Source organism: Arthrobacter sp. JUb115 (assembly GCF_004365035.1).
Classification (GTDB): domain Bacteria; phylum Actinomycetota; class Actinomycetes; order Actinomycetales; family Micrococcaceae; genus Glutamicibacter.
The window spans coordinates 72,942-92,483 of sequence record NZ_SOBS01000009.1; the positions used below are offsets into that span (position 1 = coordinate 72,942).

The window sequence follows — 19,542 nt, forward strand, 5'->3', positions numbered from 1 at the left end:
CCTTTCGTCATGATCCACGCTCCTCAGCGCCCCTAGATTCGAATCTGGATCACTCTGGATCCCAGCCATCAAGCTGCACTCTTCTGACTTGTATTTCCTGCTTCTGACTTGGGTCTTCTTGCAGTGAAAAAAATTTTGAAAATCATTTGACCGCTTTTGGTATTTCAGTGGGCTGTCTATAGGCAGAACTAGAAAATCTCGACAGGGGACCTCAATGAAAGATCAGGCTAGAGATGCCTCAGAGCATGCTAATTCGCCCTCTCTTGAGGACAATCTCCACTCCTTCTTTCAGCACAGCGAAGTGGTCATCAACGCCGAAGAGAGCTTAGAGAAACGAGTTGCCGATGTCTTAGAAAGCCCATTCAGTTCAGAGGCAGCAGAGGAACTGGCACGGTTCCTGATGTCAGAAGAAATGAAGCTCGGCCGAGAAGCAGCCGAATACATCCGAGAGGAGGGAAGACCATGAAAACCCAACGCAAAGCGAAGAAACCAAACGCTGGAATTTTCGCTCGGTTCAAGCGCGAAAAGGACTCAACCGATGGTGTGGCGGACCAGCAGGCTTCGGAAGTTATCCAAGGTGAACCTTGGACTCAGGGGCACAGCATCTCAAACAAGATGGTGTCAGGTCTGATTGTGGTCGGTCTATTGGCCTACCCATTCGTGTCATACCAAATCTCTGAAGGTATGTCCCCACCGGCTGCAGCTCAGGTAGTTGAGCAAAAGCCAGGAGTACCACCTGCCCTAGCTCAACAAGCACAGTCGATAGCCCAAGGTTTCGTTTCTTCCTGGTTGACCGCGACTCGGGATGATGCCTCACGGCTAGCCCGCTATACACAGACCACCAGTCTTCGACTTCCCAAAAATGGCTCGGAGATCAGAGAAGTTAGTGTGTCAGAACTTGGGCTCGTTAACGAATCGACGTTCCGAGTCACTGTTTCGGTTGAAGTGAAAGACCCGTCAGGGCAATGGCAGCCAAGGGCATTTGACGTGCTGCTCATCACCGCAGGGAACCAAGAATTATCGATTCTCGGGTTTCCTAGCGAAAGGGCGCACCCCGCTGCCAAAAGCAAGAAATTCGAAGGCTACTCAAAAGACCTATCGGCTAATAAGGCCGTCACGAGCTCAGTCGAAGGATTTCTGCAGTCGTATCTCAGCGGCAGCGGAGACCTCACGCGCTTCGTTGCCCCAGGCACAACCATTGCTCCCATTTCTCCAGCCCCTTACTCTTCCGCACGCATCGAGTATGTGGTCGGAGACAAAGAACCAGGAGAGAAGGCCACTGATGGGGATCTAATACACGTCAACGCGCGCATGCTGCTGACAAACAAAACCACCGAGACACTCGGGGATTTCCAACTGACCCTCACGGCACGAGCCGGCCGATGGGAAGTTTCCACTCTTGGGCTTGACGAAACCTTCGCTAAGGCCCAGACACCACGAAAGGAACCAAAACAATGAATCTCAACGAACTGAACGGTGCTCTGACATCCAACATTGTCGTCGGCAACGTTTTTGAAACCGTGAACTCCCTGTTCAACCAGGGCAAAGGAACAATCATCATCGGCGTGGGTGTGATCATCATCCTCATCTGCGGCGTCGTGTTCTGGCAGTCCAAGGGGTCTTGGGGCAAGACGCTCAGCGCCATGGTCTTGGGAGGTGTCATCGGCTGGTATGTCGTTGGCGGGTACTCAACCATTCAGGAAGAAGTGGAGGGCACCGTGCCTTCTGCAGCGCATTCTGTGTCCATCACCCACGCAACAGATGACCCTTCAGGTTCCTTGGGCTAAGGCCACGTCATGTCAGAAGAATCTCATCGGATAGTCACACGCTTTTACCGGGTTGTCCGTATCCCGATTATGATCGGGCGTCTTCCCAGCGGTGAAAAGATCATCGGCGGACCCTATACGGCAGCTCAGATCGTGACAGTCGCTGCGGTCAGCATGTTGCTCTACAAAAGCTACGCGCTGTGGCGGACTGACTCCCTCGGGATCAATCTGCTTCTCGCAGCTGGACTAGTCCTCGGCTCAGGAATTCTGGCAGGAAAGCTCGAAAAGCTCGATGGCAACCCTTTCGTACAGTTCGATGGGTTCTCCGGCGCAATCAACTCCCGGTACTTCAGCAGGCAGGGGACATACCGCGGGAAACCATTGAAATTCGATAAGCCGGCTCGGGCACGGGCACGCACCGTGCTCATCAACAGCAGCACTACTTCTCTCTATCAAGAGCTTGTGCCCGAACCGGCCCCAATCTCATTGCCGGAACCTACCCCGCCTGAAGTTCAACAGTCAGCTTCGCAGTCACCTATACAAGCTTCCAGCGCGTTGAAGCATCTTCTTGCTCAAACCGGCACTCACTAAAAGGAGTCTCAATCATGTCTAGGCGTATCCTCTCCTATACCGATCTCACTGAGAATCTTGCATTCACAGATACTGGTACCGTCTGGGCTACTTGGCGGTTAGAACCGCAGAAATATGGATACGCACCCTTTAAAAAGCGCTCAATGATCAAAAAGCTTCATGAGGACCTGTTCCAGAGCCTCCGGGGCGAATCAATGCTCATGGGCATCACGGCATCTCTTGACCCTTCAGCAATGGTCGAAGCAATGATCGAAGGCGTCGACCCAGAGCAGTGTCCGCACTGGTTCCATGAAGTCGCTAAAACCCTTGAATCATGGGATGACATCGAGTTCGGCACTCGTACTTTCTGGCTGTCCATTCCGTTGAAGTCTTCTTCCTTCAAAGAGACACTGCGTCGTCACGGCACTGTCCTGCGTCGGAAGTTCCACGACGCCCTAGCCCTTCCTGGTATGTCCCCGGACCTGAAACTTTTAGAATCCAGCAGCTTGTCGAGTACACAAGCGTTGAAAAACCTCCCGACGATGTTCCGCGCTCGGCCGGCCACCCCAGAGGAACATGTCTGGCTGGCGCTTCACCATATGCAGAGAGGGCTGTATTTAGACGAAGCTATCGGCCTGCACGGTCATGACAAATCCCTGGTTGAGGGCCAGGCACAGATCATTCCTGAACCTTGGATGGATCAGGGAGCGCAAACTGATCCGCGTGAAGAGAACAAAGACCGTATCTTCCGTCGTCGTTACATCAAAGTGGCAGCCAGCACCGAGCCTTCATACCAACAGGTCCTGGCTATCCGCTCCATGCCGCTCGGTGGATTCGAATTCCCTGGCGGCGAGTGGATGAGCGCCATTGACCAACTCGCGTTCCCAGTGGATTGGGTATGGCGATTCACCACGATCGATGCGCGTGAAGCAAAGAAACAGAATGCAACTAACGAATCACGCCTGAACGATCAGCGTGATCAGAGAACAGACGAATCGGTTACGGGGTCTAATGCTGAGCTCGATGTCCACCAGCGTGATTTGCAGTTGTACCAGCAAGCCCTGAGCCGCAATGAAAAAGAAGTCTCCATAACGCCGACAGTACTTTTGGCCGTCGGTGGTTCTTCGGCAGAGGAAGTAACGTCCTACGGTAAGCAGATCATCGACTTCTACAAGCAGATGGAAGTCGGCGTCGAGGCCCCTTTGCCAAAGCTCATGGAAGAGCTGTGGAAGTCCATGATGATCGGCACCCCGATGACTCCAATTGTCAAAGAATATGCGTTGCCACCCACCACCAGTTACGATCTGTCAGCATCAATCCCTATCGCTTCTGACTCATTGGGAGCTGAACGTGGACCAATGCTGGGAATCAATACCACTGGCGGCCGGCGTACTCCCGTTTTGCACGATATCGAAAGCGCCGTGATGGGTAATAAGTCTGGCTGTTTCGCTGTCGTCGCAGAACTCGGTGCCGGTAAAACCTTGACGCTCAAGAAGATCACAGCATTCGTTGCGGAACGTGGTGGACGTTATCTGGTGATCGATAAATCAGCGACTCATGAGTGGCTTTCCGTGGCTGGTGCATTAGATAAAAAGGGCATCCCAAGCACCGCAATCAACCTAGTTGAACCAGAGTATTCTCTGGATCCTCTACGTGTTTTCGGTGTTGAAGAAGGCGCCTCACATGTGGAGTCCCTAGCTGCCATGTTGATGAACATCTCTCCCTCAGACGAAATGGGGATCGTCCTCAATGAAATGCTCAATCCGGTTCATCTTGAAGAGCACGGGATCGATTCATTAGGAAAGCTCGTCGAATTCCTCCAGGGAGAAACAGATGATCCTGAACAGCGGAGATTGGGACGTACCATGCAGGCCTTCTCGAAGAAGAAGCAGGGCCGGGTCTTATTCGACGAGACATTGCCACCGCTCAACAAAGATGCGCGGGGAATCGTGTTTTGTACCTATGGTCTGGAACTTCCGTCTCCTGAAGAGCTCAGCCAAGGTTTCCTCTTCAAACAGCTCAGCTTGGAGAAAATCTACGGTCGGGCTTTGTATGCGCTCATCGCTAGGATCGCTCACCAGGTGTGCTTTGAAGACGACTCGGATCTTGCTCTTTTCATGGCTTCAGAGGCCCACCACCTCACCAGCAATCCTCAGGGACTTGAAATCGTTAACTCCTTCCTCCGCGAGGGGCGAAAGGCCAAAGCTGTTCTTGGGATGGATTCACACGATCCAGTCGAGTTCGGAGACAAACGCGGACTCATCCCGTTCCGTATCTTGATGCGCCACACCGATGAAGAAGAAGCAAAGAAGGGCCTAGCTTTTCTTGGACTTGATCCCGACGACGAGGAAAAAGTGGAGAAAGTGCGCGGATTCTCGCCCCAGCAAGCCGACGGAAAAATCGTTCCTGGGCGAGAAGGCGAAGCGATGATTATCGACCAGTCAGGTAACCACGGGGAAATAAAGGTCACTCTGCCAGCAGATCCTGAGATCGCTGCAGCCATCCTCACCACCCCACAAGCAGCACGAATCGGAGGTTAGAATGAAGCGCCTCTACATGCTTTTCAGTTTTGCGCTCCTTTTAGCCATCAGCAGCGTAGCAATCGGCGCGCCTTCGTCCTTGGCCGCGACGGCTCCTTCATATTCGACAGCAGCTACAAGTGAGGATTCTCCGCTCAGTACCCCAGCTGAGGGGGAGATCCCTGCCGACCCTATGAGCTCGCTGAAAGACTCACAAGGCGTACCAGCAGAAAAGTATCTCACTACTCCCGTCGACCGCGGAGATATTTGGCACCCGCGCCATGTCATCGACGGTTGGTTTATTGATCTGTTGTGGGGTCCCTACACGGGGTCCTTTAAAACGATGATGTGGTTGATCCACTTTGTCTTCTCGTTCACATGGGTCGATTGGCTAATTTCCCCTGTCAAGGGGATCTCCGACAACATCTCTGCAGTCGTGTCTCCCATCAAATCCAGCTACATCGGATTCGCAATGGCGCTTTCAGGCGCCGTCTACGGTATTGCTCTGATGCGTGGTAAGGCCGGAAGCGCGTTGATGAATATCGCCGTAACGATCGGAATACTCGTACTTCTGATGGGCTCATTGTCTAATCCGATGAACTCAGTATTCGGTACTGATGGAGCGTTCGATAAGTTCCGGAACGCAGGTAACGAAGTAGCCATCACCATCGCTACTAACGGAGAGCAAAATTCTGATAATCTCACGGCCAATCAAGTCATCACAGATTCAGTAGGTAGCAAACTCACTGACGTGATGCTCCGAGAACCTCTGCAATATGTAGCATTCGGTAAAACCCTCGATGGGAAATGCGCGGAAACGTTCACACAAAAGATCCAGGAAGTAGCTACTGGAGACGGTGCTGACACCCGCGTTCGTGATGCCATTTCTAAATGCGACCCACAGGCCAAAGCCTATTTAGAGACTCCGAACGGCACTCTGGACGTGATGGCTGGATCAGTCATGATGCTCTCGGGGATGCTAATTTTCGTGATCGTTTTCTTTGCCATTCTGGCCGGCGCGGTCCTGTTTCTTGCATGGCGCACGTGTGTTCTGCTGTATCAGCTGCTCATCGGTTTGTTGCCTGGAGGCGAACGAGGCGGCCTTTGGGAATGCCTGGTCATGGTCCTCTACGGACTGTTCCTCACTGGGTTCGCCCTCGCGCTCTTTGTCATTGTCCTTCTAGCTATCGTCGGCTTCCTAGATTTCCTGGCACCTCTGGGACGCAACAAATTCACGGTCGTGATGATCTTCACCGTTGTTTCTGCTGTTCTGTTGTTCAAATACCGTTCGTGGTTAGTAACAAGAGCTAAAAAGCTAGCTGAGCGGATGAAGAACACTCTCGGAGACCGTGGAGGCCAAAGCCAGCCAGTAAACGTTGGCGGCGCTATCTCTAAAGTGCGCAGTGCCGCTCACACGGTTTCAAATGTCGCATCCGCGAGGACTATGTCCCGCACCGCTCGATCAGCTGGCCAAAATTCTGATGCTCAGGCGTCTAAAGAAGCCCCATCAAAAATGCCTCAAGACGCTCCTGCGGGCACAGGACAAACTAACGAGCGTCGATCTCAAAGTAACGCACGGGGAAAGGTAAAAGCGGCAGCATTGCTAGCTGCCAAACGCGTACCTGGCGTAGGCACTGCAGTCACTGCAGCAACTGTGGCAGGAAAGGCTGCAAGCAAGGTGGGTAAAACAGTTAGCGCTGCTAAAACGCACGTATCTTCAGGACAGCTGAAGACTGACCTGAAGCAGCGAAAAGTAGACCGCTATCAAGGCCGTGAGGAGCGTTTTGAAAATAGCAAGAACCGTAAGCAAGAACGTGTCCAGCGATCGATGGATCGTGTCGACCGGAAACTGACCAATGCTCAGCGAAAGGATGCTCAACGTCCTGGCACTCCATCAACTCCAGAAAAGATGGAGAAGCTGACCAACAAGATGGCTGCAAAGACAACTAAATCAGCTCAAGTTGCTAAGCATATGCCGAAACGGCGTGAGCGCGTTCAGGCAAAGCTAGCAACGGCTCAGAAGGCACGTGATACTGCAGCACAAGTTGTATCGAAGCATAAAGCCAACGAAGAACTTCTGAAACAACGAGCTGAGCAACGTCGTGCTGCTCATACTCCCGAGCCTGTGAAAGTCAGCAGATGACCAATAACAGTGCCAAAAAGACCGGTGCTGGTCTTGGTATAGGGTGTCTCCTCATCGCCATCTTGTTGGCAGGGTCAGCACTTATTCTCCCGGTTGTGATGGTGGCCGGCTTCAGCGGAGCAGCCAAGAATGGGTCGGGGACGAACAATGACAATGGGCTCCAGTGCCAGGTTGGGGATGGGCCGAATGTAGTGAGCCCGGATCAGGCTTACACTGGCGAATGGCTCAACCCGCTCAAAGGGAAACTCACCTCGTCGTATGGTGGCCGAGTACACCCGATTCTAGGCATATTTCAAGTACATTCTGGGCAGGACATTTCTGCACCAGATGGCACCCCAATTTTGGCTGCGGCTGACGGCGTTGTCTCAATTGCAGGCAAATCGACTGGCGGAAATTCCGGCTATATGGTCGCGATTGATCATGGTGGTGGGGTCCAAAGTCGATATGTACATTCGTGGCCCAAGGGTATTCATGTCAAGGTCGGCGAGAAGGTCCAAAAGGGACAGCACATTTCTGATGTGGGAGCTTCAGGCAACGCCACTGGCCCGCATCTACATTTCGAGATTCGTATTAACGGGCAGCCGACTCCTCCCATCCCATGGATGAAGAAGAAGGGAGTGAATCTTGGGATTGACGAGACACAACAGGTCCAGACAGTTAATAATCAAGAAGAAAATCCAGATTCACCCAAGCAAGAAATTCCAGAGACTGGTGGAGGTTTGGCAGGGACATACCGACGTGCTGATGGGCAAAAATATGTGGCCGATGAGAAACAAGCCAAAAACCTTGCAGGAGTGATCAGCGCCGTTCGAAAGCTCAAAGGAAATGACCGGGCTGTGGTGATCACGTTGATGACCGTACTGCAGGAATCTAAGGGAAAAATTCTGGCGAATACTACAGTTCCAGAATCGTTAGGGTACCCAAACGATGGGGCAGGCCATGATCATGATTCAGTAGGGCTATTCCAGCAGCGTCCATCACAGGGATGGGGGCCGGTGAAGAGCTTAATGCAGGTGGAGTACTCCACTGAACAATTCATCAAGCGGCTCTTCGCAATAAAGAATTGGGAACAGTTTGGCCTTGGGGAAGCTGCCCAGGCAGTTCAGGTCAGCAAATTCCCGGATCTGTATGACAATTGGGAACCCGTAGCCACACAGATGCTCAAAGGTGCACCTGGTGGAGAAGCCCCGATCAACACCGAGTGCCCAGCGATGGGTGCAACAACATCACTCGCTGCGAATTCAACAGCAGATCTCACCGAAGTACGCAGTGCTTTAGTCGATGCCGCGAAAGAAGGCCTAGGTGGCTCTCATGTCCGAGGCGGACGAGAATTCAAAAAATGGGACGACGATGGCTTTGTCTACTGGGCAACTCAGAAAGCAGAGATCCGCGGGGTTCCATATGTCGACCCGTGGGCGGCCGGCCGCCAAACAGATGATTTAGCCCCCGGAGATCTCATCGTCATGGGCAAGGTTGCGCAAGGGAAATGGGACCAGGTTGGAATCATGATCGATCAACAAACAATGGTGACCGTAACTACCAAAGGAACAATCGAGGTGCCACTGCCAAAGAATCCGGTCGGCTATAGCCTAATACCTGAGTCGGCGACCCCAATCGTTGAGGAGGTTGAAGGCCATGAATAAGCGAGGATGGATTATTGCCCTAAGCGCAGTTGCAGCTCTCCTGCTTATCTGGCTAGTAGCTCCTAAAGATCACTCGCAGCAGTCAGAACCTTCTATGACCTGGGAAGTGGAATCACCAGCTCCCCAAGTAGATCCCACCAATCCGATTACTCCTCAAATCACGATGACGATTCACGGTTTTGTCGAGGGATACTACTCCTGGTCCTACCAAGATTCCTCGGCGGATGCTTGGATCGACCGCGCAGCTAAATGGTGCTCCAGTCAATACGCCAAAAAAATCCTGAAGGCCTACGGCCAAGGAGATGGCGGCAGCGCCTGGACCGAAATCCAAGAGACTCGGCAAGTATCTTCTGCTCAAAATTTAGAAATCTCTCAGTTGAGTCTGACCGACGACAAAGCAGAATTCTTGGTCTCTTTCGATCATGTCACCCAATCAGCAGAAGGCGACGGATACCGTGCTGCCAACAAAGTAATCGAACTCGTCAACACACGTGAAGGGTGGCTAGTCAATAGTTGGGCTGACTTCTCCGACGGACCAAAATTTGTTGACGAAGTCGCTCCAACAGATTCACCTGACGATCAATATTTCATTGGATAACCACTTTCCTGCATAGCTTCGAAACGCAACAGAGGCGCCCTCTTGGAAGAGGGCGCCTTACTTGTTGTTCTGCCTAGGAGCAAGCATCTATACAAACTCGCAGTACTCATAAGCCAGCAACTAGGTGCATAACAGTGATGAAAATAGTGAACTACCTAGATGACGAATTAGGTACGACCTACGTCAAGTCCTAGAGACATGACGATGTTCATAGCTTGGTTTCGGCTCCCACCGATCTAACTAAAATCACCGTTGGGATCGCAGTAAACCCCTTAGTGGAGCAACTAGGTAAGTAGATATGGATGCAACTAATGGCATCCACGAGAACACTCTGACCAAACGGCCTTTAGTAGAAAAGTAACCTGTTTCGCCAGCAAGAAACGAGCCGGCAGATCATCTCGTGCTGGGGAGGAAAACCATGCCTTAAACCTGGCAGGATACCTTGATTTTCTTCTCTAACTCTCTTGGCTGGTGCTGATTCATCGAATCAAAGAACCTCTACGAGAACCTAGTTTCGATGATATCACACCATGTCAAGTAGGAGTGCTGGAAATTCCAGATTTCCTCGTCTCTCACATGACCGATTTCGAAGTGTGCAAGGGCTATCCCCTGAGCATGAGAAATCAAATGTCATCCATGGCGCTGGAGACGCCAGACGAGTTCGCTCTCCTACCTCCACGTCGATATCGATTCGCCCAGGGAATGCTCGCCCTTGTCATCGCATCTCTAGTGGGGTGGGCCGTCGCAGAGATCCTTGGATACTCGATCAACGCAACTCTTGCCTTCAGCCTTTTGGGCATAGTTGTTGTTGGCGCGTCCGTACTTCATGGGAGGCGCCGCCGCAAAGACCGCATCATGGACGAGCTCGTACTGAGAACTTACGACGCTCTCGGTGCTAAACGAATTGACCGGAAACTGATCCGCTGCGATAAATGGACACGCTCGCTTTTGCCCAAACCAGCTGCGCTGCTTTTCCATCACAATCCAGTGACCTGGGACGGCAAACCTTTAGGACAGACCAGAGCAAATCTGGTGATCGGGCTTGCTCTTAAACCAATACTGCAAAAGTTGTTTCCAGCCATGGCCATCAAAATCGAGCCAGGGCCGCAGCCCTTCACGTTAGTGGCTTCATTACAAGACGTTGAGACTGAGCAAGAAGGTACCAGCGAGGAATCAGCCGATACCCGAGCACAGCTCGTTGCCTCCGAATTGTTCAAGGATCCTATGGAAGTCGAAACAACGGCGGACCCTGACGGAGTTGAAGAAGTGACTGTGAAGCATCACCAGGGCACTGATTTCGCCATGGCAGCACGGCGCAACAGGGTCGAGAGAATTTTCAATACCCGTGTCCCTGGGCATTGGCGTGCTCATTGGGACACCGTGGGAGACGTCGTCGTATTCAAACAACGCAAGGAGCTACCTTCAATGGTGAAAATCGATATTAGCTCATTCAAGCCGATCCTCACGCATTCCCAGTACACGGCTTTTGAAGTGCCTATCGCTGCAGCTGAAAATAACTTGGTCGTTACTTGGCGTCCCTACTTGCAGTCGCACGCATTGATTGTTGGCCCCACAGGATCAGGTAAAACCGTGATCCTGCACAATATGGCTATCGCATGCTCGCATGCAGGGCTTCGTGTGTGGGTTGTTGATGGAAAGCGCGTTGAGTTCCTTGGGTTCCGCTGGTGGCCCAACGTTGAGTTCATCGCGGCCAAGGTTCCGCATCAGATCAAGCTAATCCATGATGCCAAAAAGCTGATGGATGAGCGATATGACCTGATCGAAGACGGCAAGGCCTCGTTGGATGACTTCGAACCGCTGATCCTTATCATCGATGAAGTTGCTTCACTGGTGAAGCGCATTGAAAGCTGGTGGGCTGAACAAGGGTACAAGGGCAAACCGCCTGTCAAAGAATGGCTCTCAGATCTCGGACGTCTTGCACGAACAGCCAAAATTCACCTGGTACTCGGCTTGCAGCGTCCCGACGTCGAATTCCTTAACGGCGAAATGCGCTCAAATTTCGGTGCTCGATACTCCGTTGGCCGTTTGGATCCCCAGGGCGCGATGATGATGTGGGAAAACGCCGCTGTCGGAACGACTGTGGCACGCAGCAAGAAGGGTCGAGGATTCGCCACGACTTTGGATGGCGATGTGGTTGAATCTCAGTTCATCTACGCACCGAATCCAGACCCTGTCGCACCAGGGTTTGACCCAGCATTCGTTACAGCCGTGAGGCCTTCTCAAACCCGGTGGGGTATCAAACACATCGAAGATGTGCCGGACATTCAGATCGACATCGACGGCAAAGAGCAGCCTTCATTGCTGGACGATTATCTGGACGCAAAGATCATCGATGGACCGCATCCGAACTGGGTCAAGCATGAAGAAGGAGAAGGTCCCGCTGAGAACGCGGATGAAACCCCTGAGACAGTCGAAGAAACAGAGATCCTCGAATCCTGGCTACCTGGCGATGACAGCGCTTCTGATAGTGAAGATGACGATGCGAGCTTCGAAGGATTCTCCGATCAAACAATCTCCGTTGAACCCGCGAAACTCGAACCCGGCGACCTCGTTGAAATTGACGAAGACCTAGAACTTTGGGGCGTTGTCGAAGATGTACTCATTGATGAAGTGGGAGCGCAAATCGACTATCGCGCCATGAGCACCGGCGAGCCGGAAATGCTTGCTCTAGAACCAAGCGACAAGGTTCGGACACGTAAACCCGTTGACCCAGTAGTTGAAGACTAGGAGCAGCTCGCCATGGACAACAACAATGAAATGGATGCGCCAATCGCGATAATCGCGGTAATCAGCCTTGTGGGAATGATTGGAGTCGGATCACTGTTGGCCGGTGTTTTCACTCCAGTACGAGATTGGTTGCTGGAGAAGAAGATTGTAGTGACAACTCAGGAAGCATTGGTGTCCATCGACCAATGGGGGATTGGTCTTGATCTTCCTCGAATAGTGCTCACTGGCGCCGTGCTTCTAGGTGCGCTCGCTCTTCTCATCTCTGCCGGTGCTCGTCGTCGCAAAGGGGAAAAATAGCCCTGGTTCATTCAAGAGGCCTCCTGTCATCCATAACCTGGATGGCAGGAGGCCTCTATGGTGACGAGAAAATTCTTAGGCGCTCTTGTGACCGATTTCAGCAGATGCTGAGGCTATCCCTTTCCCGTATGGCAAACCACGACGAGGGGATGGAATCATGTGTCGAGATGATCGCCGCTGCCCAGGGCAGAATTGCACTAAAGCTCGCGAAGCACACAACAGGCGGCGCCGAGATAATCGAAAAATCAAGATGAACATTGAAGCGTGGGCAGGTAATGAAGAAAACCTAGACTTCAATGACGTCAAAGGAAAACCTGCAGACCAACTGAAAATCTGGGCCAAGGACCATGGTGCCCCTGCGGAAGTGCTCTTGGCAGGCACATATAGACCTGGAGTCGATGTTCAGAACGATAATCTTCATCGCCCCGCCCCGGAGCCGTTCAGAGACGGCGGCATGGCCGGTGGGTTTGCCGGTGGCGGGGCTGGGCTCGGAGGCGGTGGCCGAGGGGGTATGGGCGGCGGCCGCGGGGGCAATAGTGGCGATGCCGGTGATCCCGTGCAGGGCGGGAATAAAGAACCTCTTACGCTGTGTGGCATCACTGTGTCTGACAGTGATCGTAAATATGTTGAACCGGTCAAGGACCAGATCCAGGCTTTGGTTGACGTTCAAACCTCGTCGGGCACTTGGCAAGAAGGGGCTCTACTAAGGCGCGGCGAAACAATACGCATCATTGGCGAAGGAGTTAATACGACCAAGAAAATCAAGATCGGTCGAGACGATGAACATGGATACTTCAAGCCATTCTCCGACCTGGACCACTCGACGGCCGCGTTCTATGGTCAAGATAAAGCTCTGCAGCCAATCCACGAGGCGGCGGCTTGGCAATTCGCCAAAACCATGGGTCCTGAATACGCACAGTTGGTATCACCTTGCATCATTCGAGAAGTCGGTGGCCAATTGGGTTCGGTCTCGTATGGACAATCTGGGCGTGTTTCAAATAACACAGGAATCCCCTTGAGCGATCTTCCCAAAGACCAGGTCAATAATCTGGCCTTCTACGACGCGCTTATCGGACAGCAAGATAGGCATGGCGGTAACTTCATTGTCGATAACCGCGGAGTTGTGGGGATTGATCACGGATTCACTTTCGCCCGTAATCGAGACAGAGTCAATGCTTCAAAATTCCAACGCTATCGCAAGCAGCGTGAGCCGGAACTGACGCAAAATGAGTTCCAATTGCTTGTTAAGATCACCAAATCCGATGATTGTCTGGGTATGAAAAAAATCATCGGTGCTAAGCGCGCAGACTCGCTCAAACGTAGGGCGGAAGCGATGTTGAAATCAGGAAAAATCCTGTAGCTATCACTATCAACAGCAAACAATTTATGCTAATCTAGAATAGCATATAGAAAGGAGTGGACATGCTTACACTCAGATTTTTCGGTCTTCGCGATGGGGACCAGGATGAGGTCCTAGCCACGCTCACCCTCAACGACGACCTTACCCATGAGATTACCGGGAAGGCGCCGGATGTCATTGAGCTGGACCTCAACACCGTAGCTGCAGATGGTTCAGGATTTGTTTCTTTCTCAGAGAACCCAGTGCTCTGGGCTCGATCCATTCAGACAACAATCCGCGGCCCATATCTTTACACCAAGCTCGAAGAAGATACCTTCCCGGAAGCAGCCACAAAGTAGGCGAAGTAGCCTTCTGCTCTAGATTTAAGGACCCCTGACGATGCGCCCTCAACCTTGGCGAAACCTCGCGGACCCCCCTACCCTCTGGATTGATTTCCGAGGCCAGAGGGGCGTCATGCAGAACGGCAAACCAGTAATAGCCAAGGTTGGCGCGCGTCGCAAGTCACCCAATCTGCAGGACATCCTGGATACAGCTTTAGCCGAAGGCGCTCAACGAGTCATGTTCACAGGCAACGTCCCTGCAGCAGACCGCGGACAGCGTCACTGGCTCCTCGTTCAAACCCCTGGCTGGAATGGCCTCGGACACTGGATGGGAAAACCTGTCACGGGACGGTTTGAACACATCAATACCGGCCGACGGGTTGAAATTCGTACAGCTGCTGAATGGTTCGGCAATACTCCACTTACTCCGAATAAAGCCAAAGATGCCTGGACAGCTCTAAAGGTCATGATCGACGAGGCCTTTGAAGGTGCTCCAATTGCGCTGAGCCCAGCCGGTACAGGGACCAACCTTTGGGCCTTTTCTTTGCCACGCAATCTAGATCCCATTCACCTCACTGAAGATATCGCTGAGGAAATCCACCGCACTTCAGGCCAGCATCACTTGGAACATCTTGTTGCAGGGCCTTCATTTTCGAAACATGAAGACTGCATCCCCCTGGTTGATCCTACTAAGACACCAGAAGCCGATGAGTTTGCCTACGTGGATGCCAGATTCATGTACGCGGCCCTATGCCGCGAGCTGGGGACTGGCCCTGGAGTCAGACTCAATAGATCAGCTGCGAATGATCTCTTCGAGCACGAACCTTATGCACGCGGAAGGCTTCTCATCAAGTACACGGTTCCCGACACATGGAATCACGTGGGGATCTTTGGCGTGCAGCATCAAAACGCTGACGACGGCTGGTACTACCCAAATCGTCCGGGTGCCACAGCAGTCACATGGGCTGATACCTCTGAGATTCATGTAGCCAGGAAATTCGGGTGGCTCATCGAGCCTATCGAGGGTATCCGATTTGAAGGACACGCAGAGCGGAGCCGTAAAGACGCTGGCCATGGTCTAACCACCGCTCGACCGCTCGATACATTCGCCAAGCGAATTATCCGTGCTCGCGAATGGGTACAAAATGATGACGAGATGGATCCGACAATACGCGCTGCAGTAGCAGCTGCAATCCGAGCCATTCTGATTCAGACCATTGGTGCCTTTGCGTCTCGTGGCCGCTCCAAGTCGATTGTCACCGGCAGTGTGCAGGACCTACCGTCCTACGCTCAAGGTGAAGCCAAGCCCCAAGGAAAGCTCTGGGTCTACAAAGAGCGTCAACAGATGAGTGAGCGGAGTTACCAGTTCTATCACCCAGAGTATGCAGCCCAAATTTGGGCCAGAGGCCGTGCGCGAGTGCTACATTGCCCTACTTCAGATCGCAAGGTCATGGGCGGAGCCCTTAGCGTCGACCCTTCGACCCTTCTGGGCATCAATGGCGATGCTATCTACACGACGACTCTTCCAATTTGGTCGCTGCCAACAGCTGATGGAGGGTCCGATGACGGCCGTGTAGGGAGGATGCGTCTTCAAGGCTACTTGCAAGGTTCATATAAAGTCCCGACTACTCGTGAGGCCAGGAATAAGCTGCGCAAACAATCGTCTGAAGCAGGAGCTTTGTGGGAGCGCTCGTATAACGATTCGGAATTCGAGATTGCTGACGACGATGCCATTTACCAACCAGCTGAAGAGGCATAACGATGTCCAAGCAATATGGGGACTTCACACCTTCTGAGCTAGTCGATGAGATCCGCCGAGTCTTTGACGCAACTTGGAAAGAAATCGGCGATATGATCGAGCGCTCAGAAAAGATGGTTCGTAAGATCTCCAAGGGGGAGACTAGCGGCGAATCCTATCGCGAAGCGTTATTGGAGATTCTGCAGCATGGGCGAGCTATCCATGTTCCTGCACGTAGGAGAAACAAGGCAGGACAGCTAGTTAAGGTCCGCGCTAAGCGGAACGCTCCTGAGCCTGTCGTGACTCCTGTCGAGCATGAACCAGATCATGAAGATATTGATGACGAGAATCAAGAAGAGCTCGATGCCGCAGAAGATCGTTCTAAAAACTTAGTTAAGAAGCGCCGGAGAAGGTTTTTCAAGAAGACTACGGTGATGCCCAACGGTGGACGCAAACATGTCATCACGATGCCTAAAGGAAAGCGATCAAAAGGCCACCAACAAGGTATGGCTACTTTTCTGGACACGATGCGCCGCGCGGCTAAGGGTCAGCGAGCTAGAGACAAACGTGGAAAAATCGGCGTCACCTTCGATCTGGGAAATGGTGATTTTCGCACCGTCGAAATCGGTAGCCACGACGGTTATCATCTCTCAGACGTCCTCTCTGATATTCGAACGTTTAAGGACGGAGATGTAGAAGCCTGGATTAAAGATCAGCTCATGGAACGGTACAAAGGAGAAGATTTTGATCCTGATGACTATTCGATTGTGCAGACTGACATCACAATTTACGACGCTGCCCGTGGCAAGGAAGAGCGTAAGGCGCTGGATCAGCAGGATGCTCGACGTTGGAATCGCGACAAGAAGGGCAATCGCCTGATTGATCCGCAACCACCTTCTGGACGAAAGTCACGTCGGCGACGAAGAAATCGTGATCAATGATAGTCAGAGGAGGGACATACCAGCATGGCTGACCAGGACAGGATCGAAGAGTTTTTGAGTGGAGCCCTGGGCAGGCTGCTGCCGGCCGATGTTTCCGTTGACTCGGCTGAGTTAGCCCGCACTCTCAGGGAGCAACTAGTCGATACCCAATGGCTCGCGCAGCGCCTGAATGTGTCCGAGGCCGTAGCTAGGGTGCAGCGCAGTAGGTGGAAGGATTCGTTCCCTAGTCCGGTCGTGCAACGGCCTCTTTTGCATCTGAAACATGAGGTAGAGGAGTTCATTCAGGCACGTGAGCTCTATAAGGGCCCGGGCAAGCCCCTGAACGCGACGCGACGTACTGAATAGAAATATGCAGGTGGGGCCAGAAACAGAACGTTTCTGGCCCCACCTGCATTTAGTTGTCTCAAGAAAAATTCGATGTTCCCGAAACTGCGTGGTGCTTTGCGTATCGGCTACAGATTTCAGTTCGAAGTGCGGAATTTTTAAGAAGCATCCAGTACATTTCTTCTGCGATTACCGGCGCGGGCTCATTTCCGGAAAGTTCTCGTATCAAGCAATTCGTGGCAGCCCAATGGGCTACCTCGTTCAAGTCGAGGTCGACGATCTGATCCACTGTGCAGGTGTATGTCACCCGTTGCAACACTTTGCTCACCGTCCCTGGACGCCCATGTAGTGAAGAAGAGTTCATTTGCGAGCTGAGGAGATCTCCCAACGTCCTATATGTTAATTAAGATTAGCATAATTGGGTGTCAAAGAGAATGATCAGTTAGATTGAAAAGACTAGGCCGCGATCCGTTCGTAAGGGCGAAGGAGCGAAATGTCGACAAGGGAAGCGTCGCCATCCGCGCCTGGATGGACCCAAAAGTAGTCCATCTCCGCATCATAGAGCTCATGCTCATCAAGAGGCCTGAAATCCTCTTCTGGGCGATACCTCGGGGGAGGAGGCCCCACTATGGCTTCCTCAGTAACCGGGTCGAAGATTTCGCGCTCATTCACCGGCGCCAAGTAGTAGCGACTTCCAGGTACTCTAGCCAGGTACTCATGCCAGGCTTTACGATCAGCACGGTATCGAGAGATTTGCTCAGTCATTTCGTCAAGCGCACCAAGCATGTTTGCGAGTTGCCGAAGGTTCGCTGAAATTCGTATGCGCCATACGCCGTGATCGAGATAGACCATGCCTAACGAAGACATTTCTTTCAATGCTTCGTACACGGCTGTCGCAGAGAGCCCCGTAGAACGAGCTATGTCTTTTCTCGACTGGTAAGGGGTTTCCTCAATCGACTCATACACAAGTGCTGCAACAGGCCCTAGAGCGCGAAATACAGGGCGAATTGAGTAGATCTTCCCTTTAGCCAGCCGTCCGTCGTTTGCAACCAGCCGATCAGCAGATTCCAGACGAAGCTCATACTCATCTGCCTCGCCAAGATATCCCTTCTTCGTCTTGACAACGGGAGTTCCTGGAATCTGGACAAGCTCCTTAAGGAGCTTGGAAATCGTGGCGAAGTGCATGCCCGTCGCAATAGCTAGTGCCCTACACCCAACAGCAAACCGAGTCTGCCCTGTCTTATGAGCAAACTCGAACAATGCCCGCAAGAGTACCCGAAGATAAATCCCCGATCGCATCCGAGAAAGCCTCTGATCAAAAAGATCAATCAGAGCCCTCATCTTCCGAATCTCCCTATGAATATCCCCCCGCTGTGAGTTAAAAGTGTCGTTTATGTTGTTTTTACGAACAGGGATAAAACCCTTGCTGACATGACGTTTTTCTACAAAAGACTCAGCTTTCAAGATCTCGGCTTGAAGTCGCGTGTTTTTAGCATCAGTTGAGTACTTGGAGTACAAAGCGGCAAGCCCTGGAAGTCGACCAGAGGTCATTTCGCTGTCAATCTGGTGAATGTCCCACCCGGACGATACAAGCGAGCAGATAACGGCCATGCGTGCTTCAGAAGGGGATGCATAAGATCCCTCGAAAGGTGCTCCTTCTGCGATGGCGCGGGCCAGTGAAGTTTTCGGTTTGATGCGTGCAGCACTTTGGGCGGTGGGTTGAGCTGGGGTTGGAGAAGTTGTATCGGTTTCCGGTGCTGCAGCTTTGCTTACAGAACAGCGCACAGCGCTGTCGAGGAGCTGATTGATTGATTCAGCAGTGTTGCGCACTGTGAAGATCATCACTGACATGTCGAAGTCAGTGATGAGGGTTTGGCTACCACCCTTTTTGTGCCTGCTACCTGGAACGCGGATACAGCCATGCTTGGCCACACGATGCGGGGAAGCGTCCAGAGAAGCCCAGTGCGTTGCGAGGTGTTCAACGAAGAACCTGGCATCGAGGCAGGTTAGAGTCTCGTTGAGCGGAATATAGATGTGGTGGCCACCCGAGATGGAGCGGTCGACTACATACAGAATGTTGAATGAATCAAGCCAAGCCCGGCACTCTTCGAGGTCAGCATCAAGAGAGGGGAACTTCGCATCGAAGTCGAGGCAGATAGTCTGCGCCTGGCCTTCAGGGGAATAGATCATGACTGCAGCTGGACGTGCTGGTGACCCCTGGCTGATGGGACGTTCGTTGCTAGGAAGGTATTTGCCTTCGGCGTTCATCCAGCGGTAGGTGTTCCGGCCGGCGATTTTGGGTGCGAAGAAGTTCCATTGGGCATCTGCTGAGTCTGTGGATTCGCTCGCAAAATGGTATGTCCCTGTGGACAAGAGGGCATGGGAGTCCCTATATTGGTTCATAGACAGAGTAATCCTCCTGTGGGTATGCAAATGTCCCCCTTCCCTTCGGGGAAGGTTGTTAACTAAACAGTCCTTTCTTCTTTATGCGGTGGATCGGATTTATATGGATCAAACGAAACTCGCAATTTCGTTTAGATCGTGAAGGTTAGAAGCCTTCTCTGCATTACTCAGT

Annotated in this window: 16 protein-coding genes; 15 read left to right on the top strand and 1 reads right to left on the bottom strand. The window is 52.3% G+C overall.

Annotated features, from left to right (window positions below):
• Positions 1 to 214 precede the first annotated feature (214 nt).
• The 15 genes from EDF61_RS14800 (at position 215) to EDF61_RS14870 (ending at position 16,988) form a co-directional block, all read left to right on the top strand.
• Positions 215 to 466: a hypothetical protein gene (locus tag EDF61_RS14800; protein ID WP_133834575.1), complete on the top strand. Its 252-nt coding sequence runs from the start codon at positions 215 to 217 to the stop codon at positions 464 to 466.
• On the top strand, positions 463 to 1,458 hold the full coding sequence (locus EDF61_RS14805; protein ID WP_133834576.1) for a conjugal transfer protein: 996 nt from the start codon (positions 463 to 465) through the stop codon (positions 1,456 to 1,458). The genes EDF61_RS14800 and EDF61_RS14805 overlap by 4 nt, the downstream gene beginning before the upstream one ends.
• Entirely contained in the window at positions 1,455 to 1,787 is a 333-nt protein-coding gene (locus tag EDF61_RS14810) for a hypothetical protein (RefSeq protein ID WP_133834577.1), read from the top strand. Before EDF61_RS14805 ends, EDF61_RS14810 begins: the two co-directional genes overlap by 4 nt.
• A gap of 9 nt (positions 1,788 to 1,796) precedes the next feature.
• Positions 1,797 to 2,357: a hypothetical protein gene (locus tag EDF61_RS14815; RefSeq protein WP_133834578.1), complete on the top strand. Its 561-nt coding sequence runs from the start codon at positions 1,797 to 1,799 to the stop codon at positions 2,355 to 2,357.
• 14 nt (positions 2,358 to 2,371) lie between these two features.
• Complete coding sequence (locus tag EDF61_RS14820) at positions 2,372 to 4,876, top strand: ATP-binding protein (RefSeq protein ID WP_133834579.1); 2,505 nt, start codon at positions 2,372 to 2,374, stop codon at positions 4,874 to 4,876.
• 1 nt (position 4,877) lies between these two features.
• A complete protein-coding gene (locus tag EDF61_RS14825) occupies positions 4,878 to 6,998 on the top strand; it encodes a hypothetical protein (protein ID WP_133834580.1) in 2,121 nt (706 codons plus the stop codon).
• On the top strand, positions 6,995 to 8,641 hold the full coding sequence (locus EDF61_RS14830; protein WP_133834581.1) for a M23 family metallopeptidase: 1,647 nt from the start codon (positions 6,995 to 6,997) through the stop codon (positions 8,639 to 8,641). Before EDF61_RS14825 ends, EDF61_RS14830 begins: the two co-directional genes overlap by 4 nt.
• On the top strand, positions 8,634 to 9,239 hold the full coding sequence (locus EDF61_RS14835; protein ID WP_133834582.1) for a hypothetical protein: 606 nt from the start codon (positions 8,634 to 8,636) through the stop codon (positions 9,237 to 9,239). The genes EDF61_RS14830 and EDF61_RS14835 overlap by 8 nt, the downstream gene beginning before the upstream one ends.
• A 576-nt stretch (positions 9,240 to 9,815) precedes the next feature.
• Complete coding sequence (locus tag EDF61_RS14840; protein ID WP_133834583.1) at positions 9,816 to 11,987, top strand: type IV secretory system conjugative DNA transfer family protein; 2,172 nt, start codon at positions 9,816 to 9,818, stop codon at positions 11,985 to 11,987.
• Between the two features lie 12 nt (positions 11,988 to 11,999).
• Positions 12,000 to 12,284 (top strand): hypothetical protein, encoded by a 285-nt coding sequence (locus EDF61_RS14845; protein WP_133834584.1) that lies wholly within the window; start codon positions 12,000 to 12,002, stop codon positions 12,282 to 12,284.
• A 250-nt stretch (positions 12,285 to 12,534) separates the two neighbouring features.
• Complete coding sequence (locus EDF61_RS18835) at positions 12,535 to 13,644, top strand: hypothetical protein (RefSeq protein WP_166650820.1); 1,110 nt, start codon at positions 12,535 to 12,537, stop codon at positions 13,642 to 13,644.
• A 62-nt stretch (positions 13,645 to 13,706) separates the two neighbouring features.
• Positions 13,707 to 13,982, top strand: a complete 276-nt coding sequence (locus EDF61_RS14855; protein WP_133834585.1) for a hypothetical protein — start codon at positions 13,707 to 13,709, stop codon at positions 13,980 to 13,982.
• A 115-nt stretch (positions 13,983 to 14,097) separates the two neighbouring features.
• Positions 14,098 to 15,723 (top strand): hypothetical protein, encoded by a 1,626-nt coding sequence (locus tag EDF61_RS14860; protein WP_208294277.1) that lies wholly within the window; start codon positions 14,098 to 14,100, stop codon positions 15,721 to 15,723.
• A gap of 2 nt (positions 15,724 to 15,725) precedes the next feature.
• Complete coding sequence (locus EDF61_RS14865; RefSeq protein ID WP_133834586.1) at positions 15,726 to 16,643, top strand: hypothetical protein; 918 nt, start codon at positions 15,726 to 15,728, stop codon at positions 16,641 to 16,643.
• 24 nt (positions 16,644 to 16,667) lie between these two features.
• Positions 16,668 to 16,988, top strand: coding sequence for a hypothetical protein (locus tag EDF61_RS14870; protein WP_133834587.1), 321 nt, complete (start codon positions 16,668 to 16,670; stop codon positions 16,986 to 16,988).
• 435 nt (positions 16,989 to 17,423) lie between these two features.
• Here the strand turns inward: EDF61_RS14870 and EDF61_RS14875 are convergent, their stop codons facing one another.
• Positions 17,424 to 19,157 (bottom strand): winged helix-turn-helix domain-containing protein, encoded by a 1,734-nt coding sequence (locus tag EDF61_RS14875; RefSeq protein WP_133834588.1) that lies wholly within the window; start codon positions 19,155 to 19,157, stop codon positions 17,424 to 17,426.
• Positions 19,158 to 19,542 lie beyond the last annotated feature (385 nt).